General features: G+C 43.3%; 23 protein-coding genes and 1 riboswitch. Of the genes, 12 read left to right on the top strand and 11 right to left on the bottom strand.

The annotated features are described in order from the left end of the window. Positions 1–60 precede the first annotated feature (60 nt). The gene (locus tag AAGC65_RS10095; RefSeq protein ID WP_343112321.1) at positions 61–552 is read right to left on the bottom strand and encodes a nuclear transport factor 2 family protein; all 492 of its coding nucleotides are present in this window, start codon (positions 550–552) and stop codon (positions 61–63) included. A 177-nt stretch (positions 553–729) separates the two neighbouring features. Here AAGC65_RS10095 and AAGC65_RS10090 point away from each other — a divergent pair, with 177 nt between their 5' ends. From AAGC65_RS10090 to AAGC65_RS10080, 3 genes are all read left to right on the top strand, one after another. Then, complete coding sequence (locus tag AAGC65_RS10090) at positions 730–1,080, top strand: Bor/Iss family lipoprotein (protein WP_343112320.1); 351 nt, start codon at positions 730–732, stop codon at positions 1,078–1,080. 11 nt (positions 1,081–1,091) lie between these two features. Next, positions 1,092–2,606 (top strand): FAD-binding protein, encoded by a 1,515-nt coding sequence (locus AAGC65_RS10085; RefSeq protein WP_343112319.1) that lies wholly within the window; start codon positions 1,092–1,094, stop codon positions 2,604–2,606. A gap of 74 nt (positions 2,607–2,680) precedes the next feature. Beyond that, positions 2,681–3,946, top strand: a complete 1,266-nt coding sequence (locus AAGC65_RS10080; RefSeq protein ID WP_343112318.1) for a hypothetical protein — start codon at positions 2,681–2,683, stop codon at positions 3,944–3,946. A gap of 3 nt (positions 3,947–3,949) precedes the next feature. Here AAGC65_RS10080 and AAGC65_RS10075 read toward each other — a convergent pair whose 3' ends face one another. Next, positions 3,950–4,849: a glycoside hydrolase family 25 protein gene (locus tag AAGC65_RS10075; protein ID WP_343112317.1), complete on the bottom strand. Its 900-nt coding sequence runs from the start codon at positions 4,847–4,849 to the stop codon at positions 3,950–3,952. Between the two features lie 42 nt (positions 4,850–4,891). Next, complete coding sequence (locus AAGC65_RS10070; protein WP_343112316.1) at positions 4,892–5,284, bottom strand: group III truncated hemoglobin; 393 nt, start codon at positions 5,282–5,284, stop codon at positions 4,892–4,894. A gap of 446 nt (positions 5,285–5,730) precedes the next feature. Between AAGC65_RS10070 and AAGC65_RS10065 the strand changes: the two genes are divergently transcribed. The 3 genes from AAGC65_RS10065 to AAGC65_RS10055 are packed head-to-tail and all read left to right on the top strand — an operon-like array spanning position 5,731 to position 8,041. Further along, complete coding sequence (locus tag AAGC65_RS10065; RefSeq protein ID WP_343112315.1) at positions 5,731–6,168, top strand: MarR family transcriptional regulator; 438 nt, start codon at positions 5,731–5,733, stop codon at positions 6,166–6,168. Positions 6,169–6,195: 27 nt separating this feature from the next. Beyond that, positions 6,196–7,455 carry an MFS transporter gene (locus tag AAGC65_RS10060; protein ID WP_343112314.1) on the top strand — a complete coding sequence of 420 codons (1,260 nt, stop codon included), beginning with the start codon at positions 6,196–6,198 and terminating at the stop codon, positions 7,453–7,455. A 16-nt stretch (positions 7,456–7,471) separates the two neighbouring features. Then, the gene (locus AAGC65_RS10055) at positions 7,472–8,041 is read left to right on the top strand and encodes an isochorismatase family protein (protein ID WP_343112313.1); all 570 of its coding nucleotides are present in this window, start codon (positions 7,472–7,474) and stop codon (positions 8,039–8,041) included. A 326-nt stretch (positions 8,042–8,367) separates the two neighbouring features. Here AAGC65_RS10055 and AAGC65_RS10050 read toward each other — a convergent pair whose 3' ends face one another. Together AAGC65_RS10050 and AAGC65_RS10045 are read right to left on the bottom strand one after the other, a co-directional pair. Continuing rightward, a complete protein-coding gene (locus AAGC65_RS10050) occupies positions 8,368–9,408 on the bottom strand; it encodes an NAD(P)-dependent alcohol dehydrogenase (protein ID WP_343112312.1) in 1,041 nt (346 codons plus the stop codon). Positions 9,409–9,495: 87 nt separating this feature from the next. Beyond that, positions 9,496–10,383 carry a helix-turn-helix domain-containing protein gene (locus tag AAGC65_RS10045; RefSeq protein WP_343112311.1) on the bottom strand — a complete coding sequence of 296 codons (888 nt, stop codon included), beginning with the start codon at positions 10,381–10,383 and terminating at the stop codon, positions 9,496–9,498. Positions 10,384–11,091: 708 nt separating this feature from the next. Between AAGC65_RS10045 and AAGC65_RS10040 the strand changes: the two genes are divergently transcribed. The 5 genes from AAGC65_RS10040 to AAGC65_RS10020 all read left to right on the top strand — a co-directional run bounded on the left by AAGC65_RS10040 (position 11,092) and on the right by AAGC65_RS10020 (position 17,853). Further along, positions 11,092–12,573 (top strand): TonB-dependent receptor, encoded by a 1,482-nt coding sequence (locus AAGC65_RS10040; protein WP_343112310.1) that lies wholly within the window; start codon positions 11,092–11,094, stop codon positions 12,571–12,573. 336 nt (positions 12,574–12,909) lie between these two features. Then, positions 12,910–13,266 (top strand): endonuclease domain-containing protein, encoded by a 357-nt coding sequence (locus AAGC65_RS10035; RefSeq protein ID WP_343112309.1) that lies wholly within the window; start codon positions 12,910–12,912, stop codon positions 13,264–13,266. A 263-nt stretch (positions 13,267–13,529) separates the two neighbouring features. After that, positions 13,530–13,735: riboswitch (cobalamin riboswitch) on the top strand. A gap of 164 nt (positions 13,736–13,899) precedes the next feature. Continuing rightward, the gene (gene metE, locus AAGC65_RS10030; protein WP_343112337.1) at positions 13,900–16,206 is read left to right on the top strand and encodes a 5-methyltetrahydropteroyltriglutamate--homocysteine S-methyltransferase; all 2,307 of its coding nucleotides are present in this window, start codon (positions 13,900–13,902) and stop codon (positions 16,204–16,206) included. 57 nt (positions 16,207–16,263) lie between these two features. Beyond that, positions 16,264–17,265: a beta-ketoacyl-ACP synthase III gene (locus AAGC65_RS10025; protein WP_343112308.1), complete on the top strand. Its 1,002-nt coding sequence runs from the start codon at positions 16,264–16,266 to the stop codon at positions 17,263–17,265. 204 nt (positions 17,266–17,469) lie between these two features. Continuing rightward, a complete protein-coding gene (locus AAGC65_RS10020) occupies positions 17,470–17,853 on the top strand; it encodes an acyl-CoA thioesterase (protein ID WP_343112307.1) in 384 nt (127 codons plus the stop codon). A 102-nt stretch (positions 17,854–17,955) separates the two neighbouring features. On the opposite strand, the gene AAGC65_RS10015 is transcribed toward AAGC65_RS10020, so the two are convergent. From AAGC65_RS10015 to AAGC65_RS09990, 6 genes are all read right to left on the bottom strand, one after another. Then, complete coding sequence (locus tag AAGC65_RS10015) at positions 17,956–18,579, bottom strand: porin family protein (RefSeq protein WP_343112306.1); 624 nt, start codon at positions 18,577–18,579, stop codon at positions 17,956–17,958. Between the two features lie 124 nt (positions 18,580–18,703). Beyond that, the gene (locus tag AAGC65_RS10010) at positions 18,704–19,564 is read right to left on the bottom strand and encodes a YitT family protein (RefSeq protein ID WP_343112305.1); all 861 of its coding nucleotides are present in this window, start codon (positions 19,562–19,564) and stop codon (positions 18,704–18,706) included. A 113-nt stretch (positions 19,565–19,677) separates the two neighbouring features. Beyond that, positions 19,678–20,934 (bottom strand): aspartate kinase, encoded by a 1,257-nt coding sequence (locus AAGC65_RS10005; protein WP_343112304.1) that lies wholly within the window; start codon positions 20,932–20,934, stop codon positions 19,678–19,680. Further along, positions 20,935–21,744: a DUF3298 domain-containing protein gene (locus tag AAGC65_RS10000; RefSeq protein ID WP_343112303.1), complete on the bottom strand. Its 810-nt coding sequence runs from the start codon at positions 21,742–21,744 to the stop codon at positions 20,935–20,937. A 4-nt stretch (positions 21,745–21,748) separates the two neighbouring features. Next, a complete protein-coding gene (locus AAGC65_RS09995; RefSeq protein ID WP_343112302.1) occupies positions 21,749–22,216 on the bottom strand; it encodes a GNAT family N-acetyltransferase in 468 nt (155 codons plus the stop codon). A gap of 173 nt (positions 22,217–22,389) precedes the next feature. Beyond that, the gene (locus tag AAGC65_RS09990; protein ID WP_343112301.1) at positions 22,390–23,076 is read right to left on the bottom strand and encodes a YggS family pyridoxal phosphate-dependent enzyme; all 687 of its coding nucleotides are present in this window, start codon (positions 23,074–23,076) and stop codon (positions 22,390–22,392) included. A gap of 146 nt (positions 23,077–23,222) precedes the next feature. Between AAGC65_RS09990 and AAGC65_RS09985 the strand changes: the two genes are divergently transcribed. Continuing rightward, positions 23,223–23,774, top strand: a complete 552-nt coding sequence (locus AAGC65_RS09985; RefSeq protein ID WP_343112300.1) for a DUF4296 domain-containing protein — start codon at positions 23,223–23,225, stop codon at positions 23,772–23,774. Positions 23,775–23,809: the final 35 nt, after the last annotated feature.

Here is a 23,809-nt window from a genome sequence, read left to right as displayed (position 1 = left end):
TTTTCTTCATAAACATAAGCAAGGCCTTCCGATTGGGAAGGCCTTTTTATTTCAAACAACTCAATGATCATAACTGATTACCCGGGTAATTTTCCACTCGTTGTTTTTGTATTGCCATACGTGCAGAAATTTTAAAAGGCCAACTTCTTCTTTGCCGTTTTCTGTATGGGTAAATTTATGTACACCCACTTCAATAGCGCCAAAATCTTTAATTGGGTAAACTTCCAGGCTGCCCTTTACCAAATCTCTTCTCATCCCGGTGTTTTTGTTTTGCGCAAACATCTTTTCAAAGTTTTGCATGGTTTGGTCGTAGTAGGTAAGGCCTCCGAGGTCATGATAAAACTCCACGTTATCGGCAAATACTTTTTTCAGCCTCTCCATATCATGAGCATTAAAGGCATCAAAGCAAACACTGTCCATGTGTAAAATGGTATTGTACAGTTGCTGATCAAAATGTTTTTGAGTGTTTTGCGCGCAGGCGTTTTTGTTTACAAGGGTACCGGTTATTGTAAATGCAATAACCATAAGGCAATGGTGTAATTGTGATCTCATCTTTTTATTTTGAATGACGTTTGGCGTAAGCAATCGTTACAGCCTAATTAAGTAATGGCCTTCAAATTACGTAAAATCACGTATAAAAATCAGGTGGTTTTACCGATTTGTAAATCAGTTAATTATGTATCTTTATTGTATGTAATTCAGGTTGTACCCCTTTAATCATTAAGCCTTATGATTTCACCGCATTACTCCTTTAAAGCTTATTGCCGTAAACTTTTGCTGGCAACAACCATCACGCTAACCTTTAGCAGTTGTTATACCACTCGTGTTGCAACCAGCGCACAGCCCGGAACCGAAGTGTCAGGCAAAACTGTAAACTCTTTTTTCTGGGGATTGGTACAAAACCCTAAGCGGGTAACTACGCCCATTTGCGATTCCTTAGGTGTAAACGGCATGGCCGAGGTAACGGTGAAGAACAACTTTGGTTATTCGCTGATCACGGTGGTTACCCTGGGCATCTGGAGTCCAACCCGTATAGAGTGGAAGTGTGGCAAGCCTTGCCAAAAAGTAGGGAAACTTTAAACTGCAAGCAAATGAAAGTTATTAAAACAGGCAACAAGACCTGGGAAAACCGGCATGAAATATTTGTGGAGAATATTAATGATATGTATGTACTGGGTAATGCGGATGCCCTGGATGCTCTTGAAGGCTACAATGACAGTACCAAAGGTATCCAGGACCTGATAAGCAAAGCCATTACCACAAATGTACCGCTGAGGGCATTAGGCGCCGGCTGGTCATGGACAAAGATAGCCACTGTGCAGGATGGCATTATGCTGGACACCAAGCCGCTCAATACTGTGTTTGATATTACGGAAGGCAGCGTGTCTGCCGCATACACAGGTACACCACGGCACCTGCTTTTTGCACAAAGCGGAACGGGTATCTGGGAGCTGGGGAAATATCTACGAACCAAGAACCAATCGTTAAAAGCCTCGGGGGCAAGCAGTGGTCAAACCATTGCGGGAGCTATGGGTACGGGTGCGCACGGCTCGGCATTTGATGTTGGCGCGGTGCAGGATTACGTAGTAGGTATACACTTAATTACAGGCCCAGATAAGCATATCTGGCTTGAAAGGGCATCGGCTCCCGTAGTATCGGCCCTGTTTATTGAGCACCTGAAAACGGAGTTGGTACAGGATGACGACCTGTTTAATGCAGTGCTCATCAGTTTCGGCAGTTTTGGGATTATTCACGGGGTAATGATCGAAACCGAAGATGTGTTTTTGCTGGAGGCCTATATGCAGCGCATACCTTATGATGATTCGCTCAGGAACATCATGAATACGCTTGATTTTAGCAACGCTCATTTACCCGGCGGTACAGAACGTCCTTACCATTTTGCGGTTTTGCTTAACCCTTATGATATGGATAAGGGTGCATATGTTACTACCATGTACAAACGGCCCTTTGCGGCGGGCTATAAACCCCCTGTTGATAATCCCAATGGCATTGGCCCCGGAGATGATGCACCCTGTTTTATAGGAACAATAACCGACGCCCTGCCTGCCATAGTACCCACGCTGGTTACCAAAGTACTTGGAGCCAGCCTTACGCTTTACGAAAAACAGTTTGGCACCCTGAATGAGATTTTTAGCAATACCACCCTGCGCGGTAAGTTACTGAGTGCCGCGGTCGGTTTTCCAATTGAGTTTAGTACGCGTGTGGCCGACCTGATGGTAAGCATCAATAAATCTATAGGGCCTTTTGCGGGTTTGTTCTCGTTCAGGTATGTGAAGCAGACTAAGGCAACGCTTGGGTTTACCCGTTTTGAACATACTTGCGTAATGGAGCTTGATGCGGCTTTTTCTGATAAAACCTATACTTTTTATACCAAAGTATGGAAAAAATTAGAGGACGAGCAGATCCCCTTTACCTTTCATTGGGGCAAGGTAAATGAACTGTCGCCGGAGCGGATGACAGCTATGTACGGTGCAGCTGTTGATTCATGGATAGCCGCGCGCAACAAACTGCTTGATGCCGACAGTATGAGGGTTTTTACAAATCCAATTTTAGAGCAATGGGGGCTGAACAAAGTGATAGTTTAATAGCAAGCCAAAACTTACACTGCAAATATTGGTGGGGAAGAGTATGCTTTATGCTGATACTTGGCTTTACGGTCATGTTAACCCACGCCCAAACCCAGGAGCATATTATTACCGAGTTAAAAGAAGTAAATGCTAAAGTTAGCGGCACCTCCTGCAACACGGGTAAGGGGATGTTGATATCAAACAAGGCTATGAATGTTTTCCTGAACAACAAGGTAAGCTCTTATCTTTCTGATGGTACCGATCTGTCGCTCTACAAAAATTATGTGAACCTGAACACTGCCGAAGGGCGACTTTCTATCAGTCATAATTTTCACCAGCCTGTTGATTCTGATGACTATGTGCGAAGCTTTGTGGTGGTAGGTGCCCGGGTTAATATTGCCAATACCTATGCCAGCAGGTTTTCTAATAAGTATGTCAATAATCAACTGGGTTTCGTCCTTCAAAAAACCTGGATGGGCAAACCGGTTACGTATTATAACAATTGCGGCAGCCAAAAATTGGCTATGGATGCACAAAGAGCAGCGCTTTTACATAGCCTTGCAACCGAACTGAAAACCAAGGCAAATGATTATGAACAAGTACTCGATTCTGTTAAACAATCTGAAGTCCCAGGACAGAGCCTGGCATCAGCAAAAAATACCCTGCGGCGTGATTTTTATGCTGCCCTGCGATTGGAGTACCTTCAAAAGTTTTCTGAAGTGCAATCTGATCTGCTGGTGCAAAGCAATAACTTTAATCTGATCACCGATAACTGGACAACCTTTGGGGTTTATTTGCCCGTGATACCGCAAAAGTTTCAGGTAAGTACAGATCTGGCTTCCAATGTTTCGTCGCGGCACAATTATCCGTTCGAGGTTTTTATAACGCATACTCGTTTTTTTGAAAGTCCTAAAATCGGAAGGATATTTTTTACCATAAACGCCAAAGGTTTTTTGAATAATACTGTACAAAGCGGAACCCTCTATCAGGCAGATGTAAATGAAGGCTCGATTATTAACGGAGCCGAAACGGTTACCATAAATAAAGGTGATCGTTTTATTGGTAATTACCGCAACTTTTTCACCCCGGCGGTATCCGGTAAATTAGTTTACATTCCCGGTAACTCACATGTTGGGCTAAGTTTCAGAGTCGAGAAAAACTTTGGCACTTACCATGCGCTAAATTCTATACTGGGCATACCTATAGTGCTGATAGATAAAAAAGGCGCACCTGCTATTAATTTTGAATGCCAGCTATTGTTTGCCGATATGAGTAACACCATCAAAACCAACTTGCCCGGCAATAAAACCTCCATTGGTTTAACCGTGGGTATCCCTTTCAGTAAAATTGTTTATTAACGTTTACGGTATCAGCAGTTTTTGAAAAGCGGTACTATCGCCTTTAAAAATATTGAAGTCAACCTTTTGGCTGATGCCGTTAATGCGGGCCTTATCTGAGTGTTGCCAAAACTGCCAGTTGGTATGGCTGCTCACATTTAACACTGGCTGATAGTAATGGGCTATCCATAAGGTATAATCGTCGAAGTAGCCCTGCAGGTAATCCTGGTAAAAACTGATGTTGGTATAAATAAGTGGTTTTACCCCGGTCTTGTTTTCAATATAGTCAACAAACAGCGTTAGTTGTTCGCGCATTTTTTCGGGTGTGGTTTTGTAAAGCTGTTCCACATCAACCACCATAGGCAGGTCGCCTTTTTCAACTTTTACGGTTTGTAAAAAGAAGCGTGCCTGCCAAACTCCGCTTTTTTGGGGTAAAAAATAATGATATGCTCCGCAAACTATACCGGCCTTAGGTGCCTCGCGCCAGTTACGCTGAAAGTAAGGATCCATACTTAACACACCTTCGGTAGCTTTTATAAAGGCGAAGGTGATGTGCACCCCGTCATCATCCATAGCCTTAACTTTTTGCCAGTTAATTTTACCCTGGTACGATGATACATCAATACCATGAACCGTATAGCCTGAAGGGATGCGAACGTTAAAGTTTTTATAAGTACGGTAATTGGTATCCTGCCCAATATCCATGATCCAGCGCCAGGTGGCGCTAAAACTCCTCAATACATATCCATAATAAAACGGTGATAGTAGTATCAGCAGCAAACCGGCAATGGCAATTCTCCAGTAAACTTTAGCGGTTTGCTCTTTTTGCTTTTGGGCTATGGTTTTTCTTTTTACCGCGGCTTTTGGCTTAGTAGAGGCTTTGTCTTTAACAACAGCAGGAGTTTTTTTAACAGGAGGCGGCACGGTGCAAATTTACAAAATTGCCTTTATGCCGGGCAACGCATGTTATAATATATTCAGCTGATTGTTTTTGAAGTGGGCTATCTTGAGCTGAAACATCTGGGCCATTTTGCCTGCCCGCCATTTGGCCTCATCGGCTTTGGGGCCGGTAAACAGGTTGTCAATGGTTTCGGCAAACAGACCAAGCCATGTCTCAAAGTGCGAATTATCAACCGGTAATTTAGCATGCGGTGGAAAAGGTGCGCCGTTGTAAGTATATTCTTCCAGCAAAACGGTTTGCCAAAATGCATACATTTTTTGCAGGTGAGGTTCCCAATGATTGCCAAGGCGTTCACCAAAAATTGGAGACAACAGGGCATCATCAGCCACTTTGGTATAAAAGGCATCTACCAGTAGCTTAATGTCATCAAGCGTTGCTATATCGTGTTTGGGCTCCATTATTTTTATAATACAAAGGTGAAGCTTTTGATTGATAATTATTTAATGGCTAAGTAATTTTTGGGTAAAGCAGGTTTTTTCAGGAAAATTACTTTTAAAACAGGAGGCTCCTACGGAGCCGTTAAGATACCACTATACCTTCTATAAACAGGTTGCTCCTCCGGAGCAGTTTTGTCTTTGTTATTTGATTCCGGCGGCGTCACGTGTTTATGGCCCAAAAATATAAACAGGTTGCTCCTCTGGAGCTATCGTTTCTTTGTTATTTTGACTCCGGAGGAGTAGCGTGTTTATAGCTTGAAAACAAATTAACAAACGGCTCCGTAGGTGCCTCCTAATAACCACTAAAGTTAAAAGCGATTTTCCTGAGGTTTTTCCTTTATGACATTCTAAGGATAATATAATCCCTATATTTGTAAGGTAAACTTACAAGTTTACTTGATAAATATATGACAGAGCAAAAAGATATCCTGCTGGCCTCTGAACTACGTACCGTAGTAACCCGCCTTACCAAAAAAATGCGTAAAAAATCATCGACAGCTCTACAGCTATCCCTTACCGAACGGTCAACCATCGCCCTGCTTGATCAGTATGGCGAGCTGTTGCCCAATGAGCTGGCCGCGATGGAAAAAATAACCACGCAAAGCATGTCGCAAATTTTAAATAAGCTGCTGCTGATGGGGCTGATCAAAAGGCGTATATCTGAAACCGATAAGCGCAAGGCCATCATTACCTTATCAGATGAAGGGCGCACGTTGCTTTACCAAGTACGTTATGAACGTGAGGAGTGGCTGAACAGGGCGCTGGACGCCACTTGTACCGAAGAAGAAAGAGCACTGTTGAAAAAGGCCATAGGGCCATTAACCAAATTAGTTGATTTTGATTGATCCCCGGCGAATAGGGGAATGTGAATAATGAATATTAGTACATTCAACGCTTTTAAAAGTAGAAATTACCGGTTGTACTTTACCGGGCAATCCGTATCCTTAGTAGGTACATGGATGCAAAAAACAGCTGTAAGCTGGGTAGTATATGATTTAACCCATTCAGAATTTATGCTGGGCCTGTCATTATTCGCCAGTATGTTTCCATCGTTTTTGTTCTCATTTATTGGCGGCGTAGCTGCCGATAGGTATAACCGTTTTCATTTGATGATAGCTACGCAGGTGGCTTCCATGATACAGGCGGTACTGTTAACCGCTTTGGTTTTCTGGGGGCATTATGTGGTTTGGGAAATTATTGCCCTGAGCGCTGTATTAGGTCTGATCAACGCCTTTGATGTACCTGCAAGGCAATCATTGGTTTATGAGATGGTGAATAGCAAAGCCGATCTGCCTAATGCTTTAGCGCTTAACTCATCAATGGTTAACCTGTCGCGCCTGGTTGGGCCGGGTATAGCCGGACTGGTACTGGAAAAATTTGGCGATACCGTATGTTTTGGCGCCAACGCCCTGAGCTTTATCGCCGTAATTGGTTCTTTATTGATGATGCGTTTACCCAAGGCAGAATCAAAAAAACATGATAAAAACGTATTCTATGAACTAAAAGAGGGTTTTGCATATATAAACAATACCCCGTCCATCAAGTTTGTGATCATCATGCTTTCGCTCATCAGTTTAATGGTGTTGCCGTTCAGTACCATGATACCGGTGTATGCCAAGGATATTTTTAAAGGTACGGCATCAACCTTCGGAGTTATTGATAGTATAATAGGTTTGGGTGCATTCTCTGGCGCTATTTACCTGGCATCGTTAAAGCCTGGTCATGATCTGAAAAAGATATTGGCTATTAATACCCTGATATTTGGTGGTGGACTGGTCATTTTTTCGCATATGCCCAGTTACCCATTGGCGCTTGTGTTTGCTGCCATTACCGGTTTCGGGATGATGTCGCAGATCACCATCAGTAATACCCTGATCCAAACCACCGTATCACCCGAAATGCGCGGCCGGGTGATCAGCTTTTACGCTATGGCATTTTTTGGTATGCAGCCTCTTGGCGGTTTGCTGGTTGGCGCCGTTTCGCAATGGATAGGTACACCGGATACTGTTATGCTCGAAGGCGCGGTAGCCCTGCTGATCGGTATACTGCACTTCCGCTTTTTGCGCAAAAGTAAACTTAAAAAAGTCACCCAGCCAACGCTTGAGCAACAGCCCATCAATACACTCGCTTAATAAACAAACATACACCATGATAACTACACTTGATAAAAACACCGCTCTTGTACTAATTGATTTACAGTATATGGTAGTACAGCTACCGCTGGTTCACCCGGTGGCACCGGTACTTGAAAACTCGGCCAAATTGCTTGCCGCTTTTCGTAAGGCTCAATTGCCGGTAGTGATCGTAAATGTGAACCCTATAGATTCAGCAGCTTCTAAGACTCGTAAAGACGCGCAGAGACATTCGGCCGGTGGTGCTTTGCCTGATAACGCGCTTGATATTGTTCCGGAAATAAAAGTGTTGGATGAGGATATCCGTATCACCAAAGAGACCTGGAACGCGTTTTATAACACCCAACTGCATGCTGAGTTGCAGAAAAAAGGTATTACAGGTATTGTACTGGCCGGTATTGCTACCGCTATAGGGGTTGAGGGTACAGCACGCGGAGCTAATGAGTTGGGTTACAATATTGCCTTTGCCAGCGACGCCATGACCGATTTGGTTGAGGATACGCATGTAAACGCTTTCAAATATATTTTCCCGCGTTTGGGCGAAGTAGGTACTACCGATGAGATCATTGAAAAGTTAGGTAGGTAAAAAACATCAACTGTAAAAATAGAAGTTATCCAATGGCCGGCTCAGGTTAAATTAACCCTAAAGGCGGATTGGATGGATCAGTAATATCTATTCGGCTAAAGCCTTAATGGTTTTTATTTTAAACCCGTTGACTAAAGTCAACGGCAATGATAATGTAAGGTGTTTTGAATATTTTCATTCATTGCCGTCCCATTTATGGGGTGGATAAAGATATCAGAGCAGGGGCTTTAGCCTAAACTCCCCAACAATATCAATATAAGCAGAGTATAAATCAAAAAGCTCCCGTGTGCATGCGGGAGCTTTTTAATTAAGCGGATTTTTAAAGATTACAGCGTGGCCATATCAATCACAAAACGGTAACGAACATCGCCTTTCAGCATGCGTTCGTATGAAGCGGTGATGTCTTTAATGTCGATAACTTCGATATCCGAAACGATATTGTGCTCAGCGCAGAAATCAAGCATTTCCTGAGTTTCGGGAATACCTCCGATACCTGATCCAGCCATGCTTTTACGACCGGCCAAAAGTGAAAACGGCTGAATAGAATACGGCTCAGAAGGTACGCCAACGCCGATAAGCGTTCCGTTTGTTTTTAACAGTGACAAATACATATTCATGTCATGCTCAGCAGATACGGTATCCAGGATAAAATCAAATGAACCTTTAACGGCAGCAACTTGTTCAGGATCTGATGTAACTACAAAGTGATGAGCACCTAAAGCTTTAGCAGCTTCTTCTTTTGAGGCAGATGTACTTAATACAGTAACATCAGCTCCGAAGGCAACACCAAATTTTACGCCCATGTGGCCTAAACCACCCAAGCCTAAAACCGCCAGTTTATGACCTTTGCCTACTTTCCAGTGGCGTAACGGTGAGTAAGTGGTAATACCCGCGCAAAGTAGTGGGGCTGTAGCAGCAAGCGGCAGTTTGTCAGAAACATGCAGCACAAACTCTTCACGAACTACAATGCTGTTTGAGTAACCACCATAAGTTGGGTTACCGCTTCTGTCGTTATTGTTGTAAGTTTGGGTGTTACCTTCCAGGCAGTATTGCTCTAAGCCATCTTTACAGTTCTCGCAAACCTGGCATGAATCCACCATACAGCCAACACCAGCCAGATCATCAACTTTGAATTTCTTCACGTGGTCACCAACCTTAACTACTTTACCAACAATTTCGTGGCCCGGTATCATAGGGAATATACCTGGGAACCAGTCATTCTTGATCTGGTGCAGATCTGAATGGCAAACACCGCAGAATAATATTTCTATTTGAACATCGTGTGGTCCAACTTCCCGGCGTTCAAAATCCCAGGGAGCTAAGTCAGTTTCAGCAGTTTGCGCTGCGTATCCTTTTGCTTGTATCATATGTTGTTGTTGTTTATGTTTACTTAGCAAAGTTATGTAGGATAGCCTAAGTGGCAATTATACGTTTCAAAGCAATAATTATACTTTTCAAAGAGCTTTGCGTAAAGCCATAGGCGTAAGGCCTGTATGTTTTTTAAAGAAGTTATTAAAATACGAAGAATAATCGAAACCAAGGCTGACAGCAATTTCGGCTACGCTCCAGTTGGTATGAGTTAGCAATGATTTTGCCTCGGCAAGTATCCGTTCATTAATGTGTGTTGTGGTTGAGCGTCCGGTTATTTCACTAACGGCAGCGTTAAGGTGATTTACGTGCACAGCCAGCTTGTCAGCATAGTCACTGGCTTTTTTGAGGACAAGAGAATACTGAGCAGAATCAACCGGGAATTGTTTTTCGAGCAGGGCCAAAAATAACTTAGTAATGCGCGATGCCGCGTTTTGAGGTGTAAAATAAGCTACCGTAGGGTGCATTTTAATAGCCTCATGTATAATGAGGTTCAGGTGGTTACGGATAAGTTCATATTTGTAAAGGTACTCGCTGTCAAGCTCTTGATGCATACGTTTAAAAAGGCCGTATATGTAATCAGTTTGATTATCGTTCAGGAAATGAACCGGGTCGCCGCCTGCCTTGAACAGGGTTGATTCTTCCAGGCTTTCCATGCGACTGCCTGAGTGCAAAAACTTGTCGGTAAATACGCAAAAATAGCCTTTAGCACCGGCATGGTCGCCTTCCCAGGAGTACGGAACCATTGGGTTGGTGAATACCAGCGCAGGTTTATCAATATGGATTCCCCTGTTTGCGTAAAGCAGCTGACTGCTGCCTGTTGTGGTTAAAGTGATTTTGTAAAAATCGCGGCGGTTATAGGAAGCCAGGCAACAGTTACCCTCACTGCTAGGTGCTACTCTGAATTGGGTTTGTTCGGTTTTTAAGTTGTCTAAATAATCGTTATTGATCTCTGTTTTTTTTGTGGCTTCCATTTTTCAAAGTTAAACATTTCAAAGGGAGGGGTGTGAAAAATGTGGGTGATTTTAAGTTAAAAATGGTCTTTTTTTATGCAAAAATGAGGTGTTTTAACTCGTTTTGAGCCAGAAACAGACTTAAATTGAGTGCTTTTTAGTTGTATATAAATTGAATCTTAAATAAATAGGTCTACCGGAATAAATACTACGTATTGGAATTTTGCCGGGAGTTTTGATCGTAAATATATTGACCTGGTTTTCCGAAAAATTACACTCGGCTGACTTTTTATCCAAACCGGTAAAAAGATTATTTTTCAAAACACTTGCATTTTGTGTACCATACCTGTTACATTAGAGAAATTATAAACCCAAATGCAGAAACATATCCTAATTGTTTATCTATTGGTTGCCTGTAGCGTAGCCGGCATCCTGATCAAATCTTTTGTTAAAAACAGGTATTTTAAAAAAGGTTAACGATTTCTATCCCTTAGGGCTTCACGGTCCTAAGGGGCAGAGCCCATGTATTTATCTATAAATTCTATTTTCGGTACAATAAGTGCCTGGTTATAAGTGCCCCTGCCGCAAAGGCTTCTTCACCGGTTTACACAACCAAAAGTTAACACGCTTTTTATATTTTTCTGACTATACACCACGCTAAAAATTGTACTTTTGAGCATCTTTTCGTTGATAACTTGATTTTGCACTTAACTACAAAACCCCAGGTGTATGGATATCATTCATAATACATATATAGGAACAAAACAAAAAGCCCTTGCCATTAATCTCGATCCTAAAATTTACGGTTCATTTGCCGAAATTGGAGCAGGTCAGGATGTTGCCGCCAACTTCTTTAAGGCCGGCGCGTCATCGGGCACCATAGCTAAAACCATGTCGGCTTATGACATGACCTTTTCCGACGCTATATATGGCGCGCAGCAGGTAAAGCGGTATGTGAGCGAGCAACGTTTAATGTCAATGTTGGAGCATGAGTACGGCCTGATCATTGAAAGGCTGGCCCAGCTCAGAGGTGATACTTCTACTTTCTTCGCGTTTTCGGCTACGTTTTCGGCACTTAACTACCATAAAACCAATGAAGGTCATGGCTGGATGGGCGTACGCTTTCAACTGGAACCCAATGGTGTATACCATGATGTGGTTATACACGTAAAGCTGCTGGATAATGATAATAACCTGCAGCAACAGGCGGTGGGTATATTGGGTGTAAACCTGATGTATGCCTGCTTTTATTATAATGAGGTGCCGCCGGTATTTTTGCTTTCGCTGATGGATAACCTGTCAAGAGATCGTATCCAGATAGATATGATCAGGTTTGAAGGCCCTCACTTTGAAAAGGTTGATAACCGTTTAATGAGCCTTCACCTGGTGAAATACGGTTTTTCAGACGCTGCCTTATTTGGTCCGCATGGTCAGGCCATGCAGCCATCAGAGGTATTGTACAAAAAACATATTGTGGTTATCCGCGGTCGTTTTCGCCCTTTGATCAACGTACATGTGGATATGCTCAACAACGGTGTTAAGCAGTTTTTGCAGGAACCCGATGTTGATAAGGATAATGTAGAGGTAATTACCGAGCTTACCCTGCAAGCCCTCAAAGAGCGTAATGCCGACCCTGCCGCCGATATTGATGAAAAAGATTTTCTTGACCGGGTAGATATTCTTTGTTCGCTGGGGCAAACAGTATTGATATCTAACTTTCATGAGTATTATAAGCTGGTGGCCTACTTGTCAAAAATTACCAAGCTAAAGCTGGGTGTGGTTTTAGGTTACCCCAACCTGGAGTACATCTTTTCGGAAGAACATTATAAAGACCTTCCCGGCGGTATCCTGGAGTCTTTTGCTACCTTGTTTAGCCGTAAGGTAAAGCTGTTTATCTATCCAACCCTGCGCGACGAGGTAATTTTAAATTGCCTGCGTTTTTACCCGCCGCCGCACCTGATAGATCTGTACCGTTACCTGATCACCAATAACAAAATTGAGGATATCAGGCATTATAAAGAAGGCAACCTTAATGTTGATACCGATAATGTGCTGCAACTGATCAAGCATGGGGCCGATGGCTGGGAAGAATATGTACCGCCTGAAGTGGCTGCCATTATTAAAGAAAGAAAACTGTTTGGCTATTATCACCGCGATGATACCGCCAAAGAATCCCTTGATATTAAGAGCAGCGATCTGGAAACGCTGTAAAAGCTTTACCCGGCCCTCTCCTTTGGAGAGGGCTTTTTTGTATACAGCAAGGACGAAATGGTGAAATTTTAGTCAGGTAACGAAGACTCACCCGCCCTTTGCTACGCTCGGGCACCCTCTCTTCGACTTCGCCGTAAAGAGGGTTGGGAAGCAATAATTTTGTCATTGTTCGCGATTGCTTCGTCGTTCCTTCTCGCAATGACAAAATTTTTCCAAACTCCCTCTTTCCGCCGCAGGCGAAGAGAGGGATGGCAAGCGTAGCGATGCCAGGGTGAGTAGATTCTTGGACAATTCATAGTTCTGTGCGAGCATAGGGGATTTTTATTATATTTATTGATGCCATCTATTATAGATCTGTGTCGTGAACTGCGGCAACGAGCAACACCTGCCGAGAAAATTTTATGGGAGCATTTGAGAAACAGAGGCCTTTTTAAAAAGAAATTTTTAAGGCAATATCCAATATGCGTTAAATCAACTTTTAATAAAAATTTATATTACATACCTGATTTTTACTGTCACGAAGCTAAATTAATAGTTGAAGCTGATGGTCCTGTGCATAACTTCAAAATGGAATACGACAAGAATAGAGATGAAGTATTATCAGCTCTGAACCTTACCATACTCAGGTTTAAAAATGAAGAGATACTGGATGATATAGATTTGGTGTTAAATAAGATAAAGGAAAGATTGTAGGCTCTGCGCAGAAGACTCACCCGCCCGTTGCTACGCTCGGGCACCCTCTCTTCGGCTTCGCCGTGAAGAGGGTTGGGAAAGAGATACCAGCTTATTATGTCCACCATCCAAACTCCCTCTTTCCGCCACAGGCGAAGAGAGGGATGGCAAGCGCAGCGATGCCAGGGTGAGTCGTTACGCCTGCAAAAAATCTGCACATCTAAAATTCGCACACCCCCACATCTAAAATCTATTCCCTATATTTACCGCCAATAAAGTTCTTTACTTTTTTTCAGCAATGAGGTTTCCCGGTGTAACAAACCGGGGATTAAAAAGGAACCGTGTGTAAATCACGGGCTGTCGCGCAACTGTAAGTAACGCAACAAGTTGTTTGCCATTAACAAGGTCCATTATTCTAAACCAAAACAGAATGAGAAGGACGGCAACAATGTTACAAGCCAGGATACTTGCCCTATTGTATAAAAGACAATGCTTTCGCGTTTTGAAGCAGTAGTCAAAGAAAAAGGATAACTCACGGGTACTACTTGTCTGTTTGTTATGCTTTTGCCTTTTATTACCATTTCCCGAAAGCATACCGAAAACCGTAAGGAGCATTAATTCAATTTAATGTTTAACCAAAAAAGTTTTATGCGTATGCTCAAAAACAACCTCGGGTACCCTCGTGTGGGTGCCTACCGTGAACTCAAAAAGGCCAATGAACAGTACTGGGCGGGCAAAATTACCCGCGATGAGCTGTTTGCTGTGGCCCGCAAAATCCGTATTGACAACTGGCAAACCCAGGCCAATGCCGGTATTGATCTGATCCCCTGTAATGATTTTAGTTATTATGATCAGGTGCTGGATATGTCATTACTGCTTGGTGTTATTCCCGAGCGTTACAGTCCGGTGTTAACTCAAAACAAGGCCAATAATGAAATTGACCTGTATTTTGCTATGGCGCGCGGCTATCAAAAAGATGGCCTGGATGTTACCGCTATGGAAATGACCAAATGGTTTGATACCAACTACCACTACATTGTGCCGGAGTTTGTACAAAACCAGCAGTTTAAGCTATTTTCCGAAAAAATATTTGAAGAGTTTAACCTGGCCAAACAACACTTAAGCAATACACCAAAACCTGTGCTGATAGGCCCGGTAAGCTACCTGCTACTGGGTAAAGAGAAACAAACAGGTTTCAACAAGATCGATCTGATCAAAAAACTGGTGCCGGTTTATGTGGAGATATTGAACAGGCTAAAAGGTTATGGAGCAGAATGGGTACAGATAGATGAACCATTCCTGGCGCTTGACCTCAATCAACAGGAAAAAGAAGCCTATGTATATGCCTACAAAGAGATCAGTAAAAACTGTCCGGGCATTAAACTGCTGCTTACTACTTATTTTGAAAGCCTGCAAGCCAATACCCAGCTGGCTGTGAATCTGCCGGTAAGCGCCCTGCATATCGACCTGGTACGCGCGCCGCAACAGTTGGATGAAGTGCTGGAGCTATTGCCTATCAGCTTAAGTCTGTCATTAGGTGTGGTGGATGGCCGCAACATCTGGAAAAACGATTATATCAAATCCATATCGCACCTGAAAAAGGCCATTGCAGCGCTTGGGGAGGATAGGGTGATGATTGCGCCGAGCTGCTCATTATTGCATACCCCTTTTGATCTTGATCTGGAAACCGACATCAACCCCGAGATCAAAAACTGGATGGCCTTTGCTAAACAAAAGCTGAACGAGGTTAACCAATTGGCTTACATTATTAATGGTGATAATGCTTTACTTCAGGCCAACCTGCAGGCTATATCAAGCCGTAACCTGTCAAAACTCATTCACAAGCAGGAAATAAAACAACGTACGGCTGCCATTACCGATGCTGATGCCAGGCGCGTGAGCGCTTTTGCCACTCGTCAAAAAATTCAGCAGCAACGCTTTCAGTTACCCCTGTACCCTACAACTACCATAGGATCATTCCCGCAAACAGATGATATACGCTTGCTAAGGTCACGCCTGAAAAAAGGTGAGTTAAGCCCGGCCCAATATGACGAACAGATTGAGAAAGCCACTATTGATGCCATTCGCTGGCAGGAAGAGATTGGCCTGGATGTGCTGGTACATGGCGAATTTGAACGTAACGACATGGTGGAATACTTTGGCGAACGTTTGGATGGTTTCCTGTTCACTAAAAACGGCTGGGTGCAAAGCTATGGCAGCCGCTGTGTTAAACCACCTGTAATTTATGGCGATGTAAGTCGCCCGGCAGATATGACGGTACGTTGGAGCGCCTTTGCTCAGGCTAATACGGATAGGCTGATGAAAGGTATGCTTACCGGCCCGGTAACTATATTGCAATGGTCATTTGTGCGCGATGATCAGCCCCGGTCAGAAACTACCTATCAGATAGCCCTTGCCATCCGCGATGAGGTGGTGGCGTTGGAGCAGGCTGGTATCAAGGTGATACAGATTGATGAACCCGCCATACGCGAGGGTTTGCCGTTGCGCAAAAGCGATTGGCAGGCATACCTGAACTGGGCGGTGCGGGCCTTCAGGATATCGGCCAGTGGCGTGCGCGACGAAACGCAGATACATACCCACATGTGTTACAGTGAATTTAATGATATTATTGGCAACATTGCCGATATGGATGCCGATGTGATCACGATTGAAACTTCACGATCACAAATGGAGCTGCTGGCGGCCTTTGCCAATTTTAAATATCCCAACGAAATTGGCCCTGGTGTTTATGATATCCACTCGCCGCGGGTACCAACCGTTGATGAAATGGTGAGCCTGATTGAAAAAGCTTCTGCCCTGTTGCCGGCGGGTAATTTATGGGTTAATCCCGACTGTGGTTTAAAGACCCGGAAATGGCCCGAAACCCAAATCGCGTTGATAAATATGGTGAGCGCAGCGAAACAACTTCGTCAGTTAGTTGTAGAAACAACAGTTTCGTGATGGGTAAAACAGGCAATTTCCGTATAATTGCCTGTTTTTTGTAGAATTTTAGTATTTATGAGATTAAAGAGTAGCGCAGTTATAACGGGTGTTGGTGGTTATGTTCCAGATAGTATCCTGAGTAACAGTGATTTAGAGAAGATGGTTGACACTAACAGTGAATGGATAGTATCAAGAACCGGAATTAAGGAAAGAAGAATTTTAACCGATAAATCGCTCGCTACATCTGACATGGCTACTTTTGCCATAAAAAATTTACTCGAGAGTTCTAAAGTTTCTGCAGAGGAAATTGACTGCGTAATTATCGCTACCTCAACCCCCGATCATTTACTGTTATCAACCGCCAGCATTGTTTGTGATAAGGCCGGTTTAAGCAACGCCTGGGCAACTGATGTTAATGCTGCCTGCAGTGGTTTTTTATATGCCTTTACTATGGGCGCCAGCTTAATTGAAGGCGGCCGTTATAAAAAGGTTATTGTTGTTGGTGCCGATCAAAACAGCGCTATCATTAACTATAAGGATCGTAACACCTGTATACTTTTTGGCGATGGAGCCGGAGCCGTGTTAATTGAACCAGGTGCCGATGGCGAAGGCTTGATTGACAGCGTTTTCAGAACTGAAGGTAAAGGCCGCGAGCATCTGTTGGTTCCGGCAGGCGGATCTAAAATTCCTGCTACACCCGAAAGTGTTGCTGATAATAAGCATTTTATTCATCAGGATGGACGAGTGGTTTTTAAAGCCGCTATTAACGGAATGACAGATACTTGCAAAGCTATACTGGAGCGTAACGATTTGACCATTAATGATATTGACTGGCTGATACCGCACCAGGCCAATTACCGCATAATACATTCTGTAGGCGACCATTTAGGTTTGCCAGCCGAGCGCGTAAAAATAAATATCGACCGTTACGGCAACACCACTGCCGCCACCATACCACTTTGCCTTTGGGACTTTAAAAACGACTTTAAAGAAAACGACAACATGATACTAACCGCCTTCGGAGCCGGTTTTTCATGGGGCGCCACCCTGCTGAAATGGGGCAAGCTGAGAGGGTAATAACACAAAAATATATTATTTATATCGCACGTCATTGCGAACGAAGTAAGAGTCTCACCCAACCCTCTCCAAAGGAGAGGGCTCATTAAATAATTTGTCATTCTGAGCGATAGCGAAGAATCTATTCTTGAACTTACATGCTGATGAGCAGATCCTTCGCCATCGTTCAGGATGGCAGGTTTAAGTTATCTATTATCTAAAATCATGACCACAGAAGAAAGAATAAAAGCATCCGAAACACGGATATTTAAAACCGTATTCCCTAATAATACCAATCATTACGACACGCTGTTCGGCGGATCGGCTATGGCCATGATGGATGAGGTGGCATTTATTGCTGCTACCCGTTTTACCCGTAAACGAATGGTAACGGTATCATCAGACAAGATCGACTTTAAAAAGTCTATCCCCGCAGGTACAATTATTGAGTTGATCGGTACGGTATCGCACATTGGTAATACCAGTTTAAAGGTGCAGGTTGAAATTTATATTGAAGAGATGTACTCCTTTGTGCGCGAAAAGGCCATCACCGGTACATTCACCTTTGTCGCCATTGATGAGCACAAGCACCCGATAGGGGTTTTATAGCTGAATGCTCAAAGCAAGAGGCTAAAAGCGAAAAGCTTTTTATATAAAACAAACAAAGCCGGGCATGCCCGGCTTTGTTTGTTTTTAGTACTTTTCGTCAATTTACTTCAGCATAAAGTTAAATCCAACATTTAAACTTCCGCGACTATTGCGGATGGCTGATCCGGAATACTCATTTCCTAAATCTGAAATGCCACCCTGTCCTTCATATTCAAGGTTAAGTTTTACCTTGTCAGATAATGGGATCTTGACCCCAATTCCCAATGCGATTCCAAAATCTGTACTTTTAAAAAAAGGCTTTAAACTATTGTTAAAGGCGGTTTCATTGGCATCAGTTAAAAAACCTGCATAAGGGCCAAAATTTAAATACCAATTGCGTGTTTTACCGAAGTGCCAGTTTGCCATTACCGGAACAGTTAAATAGTTTAAATGGTAGTTGGTGAGGGTGGCTACTCCATTCTTTTCAATGAAGACACCACTGTTCCAACCTTTCTGGTCATAAATGAATTTCCCTTTAATACTCCATCTGTTTGAGAAATAAAGATCGGCAGCAAGTCCAAAATTGAAACCGGTACGATACGAGGAATTTCCGTAACCATCGTTGAATACGGTAGAAGAGTTAAGGCCGGTATTGATACCCAGTTCAACATCACCTTTTTGCTGTTGTGCAAATGATGCAGAATAAACTCCAAGAACAATAATAATTGTAGTAAAGATTTTTTTCATATAGTGATTTGGTTCAGGCGGCAAAGGAAATACTTTTTCAGCTAAAAGCGGAAGGCTAAAAGCAAAAAGTTCAAAAATAACTTACGTTTTGTTTATTGGTTGGGGTTAGCTTTCGGCTTCTGCCTTAGTGCAAACCCTTACGTTTCAGCAGGCCGCCGGTAGTATCATCAATACTTTGCTGCACAATGAATGCCTTAGGATCAATACCCAGGATAGTTTGTTTAAGCGAGGGAATCTCCAAACGGGTAGCCACCGTAAAAACAATATCCCGCGGATCATTAATATGTCCATCTTTTCCGTAACCGCTTTTGCCCTGGTAAATGGTAACACCTCGGCCCAAGGTTTCGGTAATGGCCTTGCGGATAGCCTCGCTGTGCGTTGATATCACTGTAATACCCGAATACTGCTCAATACCATTCAAAATAAAATCGATCATTTTGGCAGCAGCCATATAGGTAAGTATAGAGTACATGGCCGGTTCAACACCCAAAAAGAACGCTGCCAGACTAAATATCAATACGTTCAGGATCAGGATAAAATCGCTTACTTTGAGTATCTGTGTTTTTTTGCTTACGAGAACGGCGGCAATTTCGGTACCGTCAATAACAGCGCCGCCGCGCATGGCCAAACCGCTGCCCGTACCGATAAACACGCCGCCGAAAACGGCGGTCAGCAATTTGTCATGCGTAACATCCGGAAACTTGATGATCACCAAACTTACCGCCAGCAGGAAAATAGCGATAGTACTTTTTATAGCAAACTGCAGCCCCAGCTTTTTATAACCCAGCCAAAGGAACGGCACATTGATAACAAATATTAAAATGGAGATAGATAGGTTGCTGATATCAGAAACCAGCATGGCTATACCGGTGGCACCGCCGTCAATAAAATGGCTTGACAGCAAAAAACCCTTCAGCCCGAACCCGGCTGATAGTATCCCAAGCCCGATAGTTATTGCATCCTTGATGGTTTTGATAACGTTCATCCCCAAATATAACAGATTAGGGCTAAAATGGGGAATAGAAAGGAGGTTTGTGACTAATAAACCTCTATTAACGTCATGCCGAACTTGTTTCGGCATGACGTTAAGTGTGAATCTTATCTCACCACCACCTGCGCCGTATTCCGGCTGATCTGTTCTAACAGTACAGTTTTGCCGGCTACCAACTCTTTAACTGCACCATCCGCATGGTGCCTGATGGTAATGAGTGATAGGCCTGTATTGTATTTTACTTTAAAATCCTGCTGCAAGGTCTGTAATAGTTTTTCAAAACGTTCCTCATAAAAATCGAAACAAACCGAAAAGCTCAGGGCCGATGTTTGCATCACGTTTATTTTTACCTGGTTCTGGGCAAACAGTTTAAAAATATCGCTCAGGTGGTTTTCGGTAATAAAGGAATAATCTTTAGATGATACCGAAAGCAACACCTGGTTCTGTTTCATGATGATCACCGGCTTTTCAAAACGGTTTACACCATTTTCCTTAATAACGGTGCCGCTGGCCGATGGATCGGTAAAGGGCTTAACCAGCAGCGGAATATGGGTATTTTGCAGCGGCTTAATAGTTTTGGGGTGGATAACGCTGGCTCCATAGTACGTCATCTCGATGGCTTCTGAGTAGGATAGCTCATCAAACTTTACGGTATCGGCAAAAAGCTTAGGGTCGGCGTTGAGTATGCCGGGTACATCTTTCCAGGTAGTAACCGATTCGGCGCCCAAGCAGGCCGCGAATATCGAGGCGGTATAATCAGACCCCTCGCGACCAAGCGTGGTGGTGAAATTTTCTGAGGTACCTCCCAAAAAGCCCTGTGTTACTACAACACCTTTTTCAAGCAGGAGAGGAATGCCTTTGCTGATGCTATCGCGTGTTTTATCCCATTGCACCACGCCCTCGCGGTAGGTATTATCGGTATGGATATAGCCGCGCACATCAAGCCATTGGTTGGTTACACCTTCTTTAGCCAGATAGGCGCTCACAATGCGGCTTGATACCAGTTCGCCGATAGATACCAGCTGATCGTAAATAAAATCGTAATCATCATGCGGTTCATCCTCAATCATCCAGTCAATTTCCACAAAGGTGTTGGCTATATCATCAAAAACCGGGTGCTTGGGATCAAAAAGTTCTTCCAAAATATCAAAATGGTACTGTTTAATACCATCATAAATAAGGTGCATATTGTCGGTCTGGTCAACATAGGCACGGGTGAGGGTTTCCAGCGCATTGGTGGTTTTGCCCATTGCCGATACCACGATAAGCAGTTGATTGCCGGTATATTTTTTAACAACACTGGCCAGGTTAATGATACCACTGGCATCCTTAACAGATGCGCCTCCGAATTTAAAAACAAACATTTATTTAATGTATTTGGCCACAACCGTATTAGGCCGCAGTAATGATTTTATAGGTGAATAGGGGATAACCAGCGTTGTAATGCCAGCCGCGTAAGGCTTAATTTCGTACTGGTTATATACAAATTTAAGGCCTGTTGGCGTAACCGAAAAATTATCATTCAGGGCGAATTTATTATCCTTGAAAAAGTAATCTCTGGCCAGCGATGCCGTATCGTTCAGCTTTTCAGATTTTCTGAATAATTTTTCGGCAATGGCTTTTAGCTGGTCGTGGTAATCAGGTTTAAACAGATCATCAAGCCTGATATTTTTGTTGGCCTTGGTATCCCAGTTAATAAAAAACGTTGCCGACGACCCATGCGCCCCACCCTGAAAAGTATAACCACCCACACCAAGCGCAGTAAGGCTCGAATCCTGAAACAAAACGGTAGCATACAGATCCAGATCAAAATACATGGCCGACCGCGGATCGGTCTTTTTAAAATCAGTGTATGATTTTAAAAAGTTTTTGGTCATGAGTTCAATACTGGTATCACGCCTGCCATCCATAGCAAACAGGCTGGTAAGGTTGCGCACTACCGAGTCATTCAGCTTTTGCTGACCGGTAAAAACCGGGTATTTTATTTTAACCACGGTACAACCGCTATCAGGTTTATTGCCGCAGTCGGCCGCGCGTTCATGCACACTTTTATAGGTATATGCCAGCGTATCGTGTTCAGTCGTAGCTTCAGCGGCCTTTTTAGGTACGCCCCATTGGCATGATGCAACTGTAAAACTTAAAGCAATAAAACAGATGAGGTAGGTGGTTTTCATAGTTTTAATAATTTAAAAGCTGTTCTTTTGACAATGATGCGTTAAGCCATCCCGGCTCAATATTAGCTTCGTATTTTTTATAAAAGTTAAGGGCGGGCTCGTTCCAGTCCAATACCTGCCATACCATGCCGCTGTAACCCAGTTCCCGGGCTTCGGCAATAAGTTGATTAAACAGCAGTTTACCCAGGCCCTTGCCACGGTGCTCTTCGGTAACAATCAGGTCTTCCAGGTACAGGCGGCAGCCTTTCCAGGTAGAGTAGCGGACGTAATAGATAGCAAAGCCGGCAATTTGCCCGTCAATCTCGGCAACAAAGGCTTTCCAAACAGGCTTAGGGCCAAAGCCCGCATCCTCAAAGGCCTCAAGGGTAACGGTTACTTCTTCGGGAGCCTTTTCATAAAGTGCAAGCTCATGCACCAGTTCCATTAAACGCGGGCAATCTTCCCGGCGGGCAATTCTTATATTAATGTTCATTAGTTCAGTTGTTCTCATTAGTTCATTGGGCCTTGCAGCGGTATTTTTTAAATTCTAAACTCTAAAAAATAAATCCTAAATCGGGGATAATAAATTCTAAAAACTAAGTTCTAAATTCTAATTAAATCCGAAATCAATCCCCGCACCCCGCACCGGCAACCCCGCTCCTCAACTCAATTATTTTTCCAGTGCTTAATAACCCTGCTGCCAAATATGGTACTGCCTACGCGTACCATGTTGCTGCCTTGCTCAATAGCCAGTTTATAATCCGACGACATACCCATCGACAGGGTATCAAAAGTATCTATCTTCCGGAAATAGCTTTGCTTAATGCCATCAAAAAATGTCTTTAGTTCGTAATATTCTTCTTTGATCTGCTTTTCGTTGTCGGTATTGGTGGCAATACCCATCAATCCGCGGATGTGCACATTTTTAAACATCACAAACTCGTCTGACCGCAGCAGTTCAATAGCCTCGTCAAAGCCGAGACCAAACTTCGTTTCCTCGTCGGCAATATAAATCTGCAGCAGACAGTCAATTACCCTACCGGATTTTTCAGCATGTTTGTTGATCTCGTGCAGTAGTTTAAGGCTATCTACAGATTGTATCATGCTCACAAAAGGAGCAATATATTTTACCTTGTTGGTTTGCAGGTGCCCTATCAGGTGCCACTCAATATCCTTAGGCAGCTGCTCATATTTCTCCACCATTTCCTGCACAGTATTCTCGCCAAAAAGGCGCTGTCCGGCATCATAGGCCTCCTGCAGGTCGGCTGCCGGTTTTGTTTTTGATACTGCCAGCAGGGTTACTCCCGGGCCTGTTTGTACTTTTAAACTCTTGATATTGTCTGCAATGCTCATTTATGCGTAAATTTGTATTGTAAAAGGAGCCTCACCTAAATCCTCTCCAAAGGAGAGGACTTTAAAATAGCTATTTTTGAACCCTCTCTTTTGGAGAGGGCTGGGAGAGGCTCGTTTGCCTATTTAATTAGCCGCTAAATTACAGAATGCATAAATATTTAATCTTGTTTTTTTCAGTAACACTTTTTTGGTGTTCTTGTAAAAGCGATACGGTGCCGGGCGACATTATCCAGCCTAAAACGATGGCCGGTTTACTGACCGAGATACACCTGATAGATGGCCGGCTGGCCAACACCAGTCAGGTACCCGATACCATTTATAAATACGGCATGGGCAACTACCTGGCCGCGTTTGAACGATTCCATACCGATTCGGCCGCTTTCAGGAAAAGTATGAATTACTATTCAACCGAGCCCGAAAAAATATCAGCCATATATGATGATGTGGATAACCGCATTAAGGCCCTTTCAGATTCTATTAACCTGATACAGGCTAAAGAACGGAAGGCCATCATGAAAGCCGATTCGATCAAAGCCGTTCACGTGGCCGACTCACTGAAAAAAGCACAACAGAAACCTGCCGCCATCCGGAAGGCAGATTCATTAAAAAAAGTGCAGGAAACAAAAGCCCAGCAAAGGGTTGATTCTTTAAAAAAGTTAAAAAAACAAAAACGTTCTAATGCTTTACCCAAAAAATAGTGTTGATAAGCTGGGGTTTACCGAGGTAAAAGAAT

Origin of the sequence: Mucilaginibacter sp., assembly GCF_039207105.1 — a bacterium.
GTDB lineage: Bacteria > Bacteroidota > Bacteroidia > Sphingobacteriales > Sphingobacteriaceae > Mucilaginibacter.
Note: the sequence above shows the minus strand (reverse complement) of the source record. Positions and strands in the feature narration are given on the sequence as shown.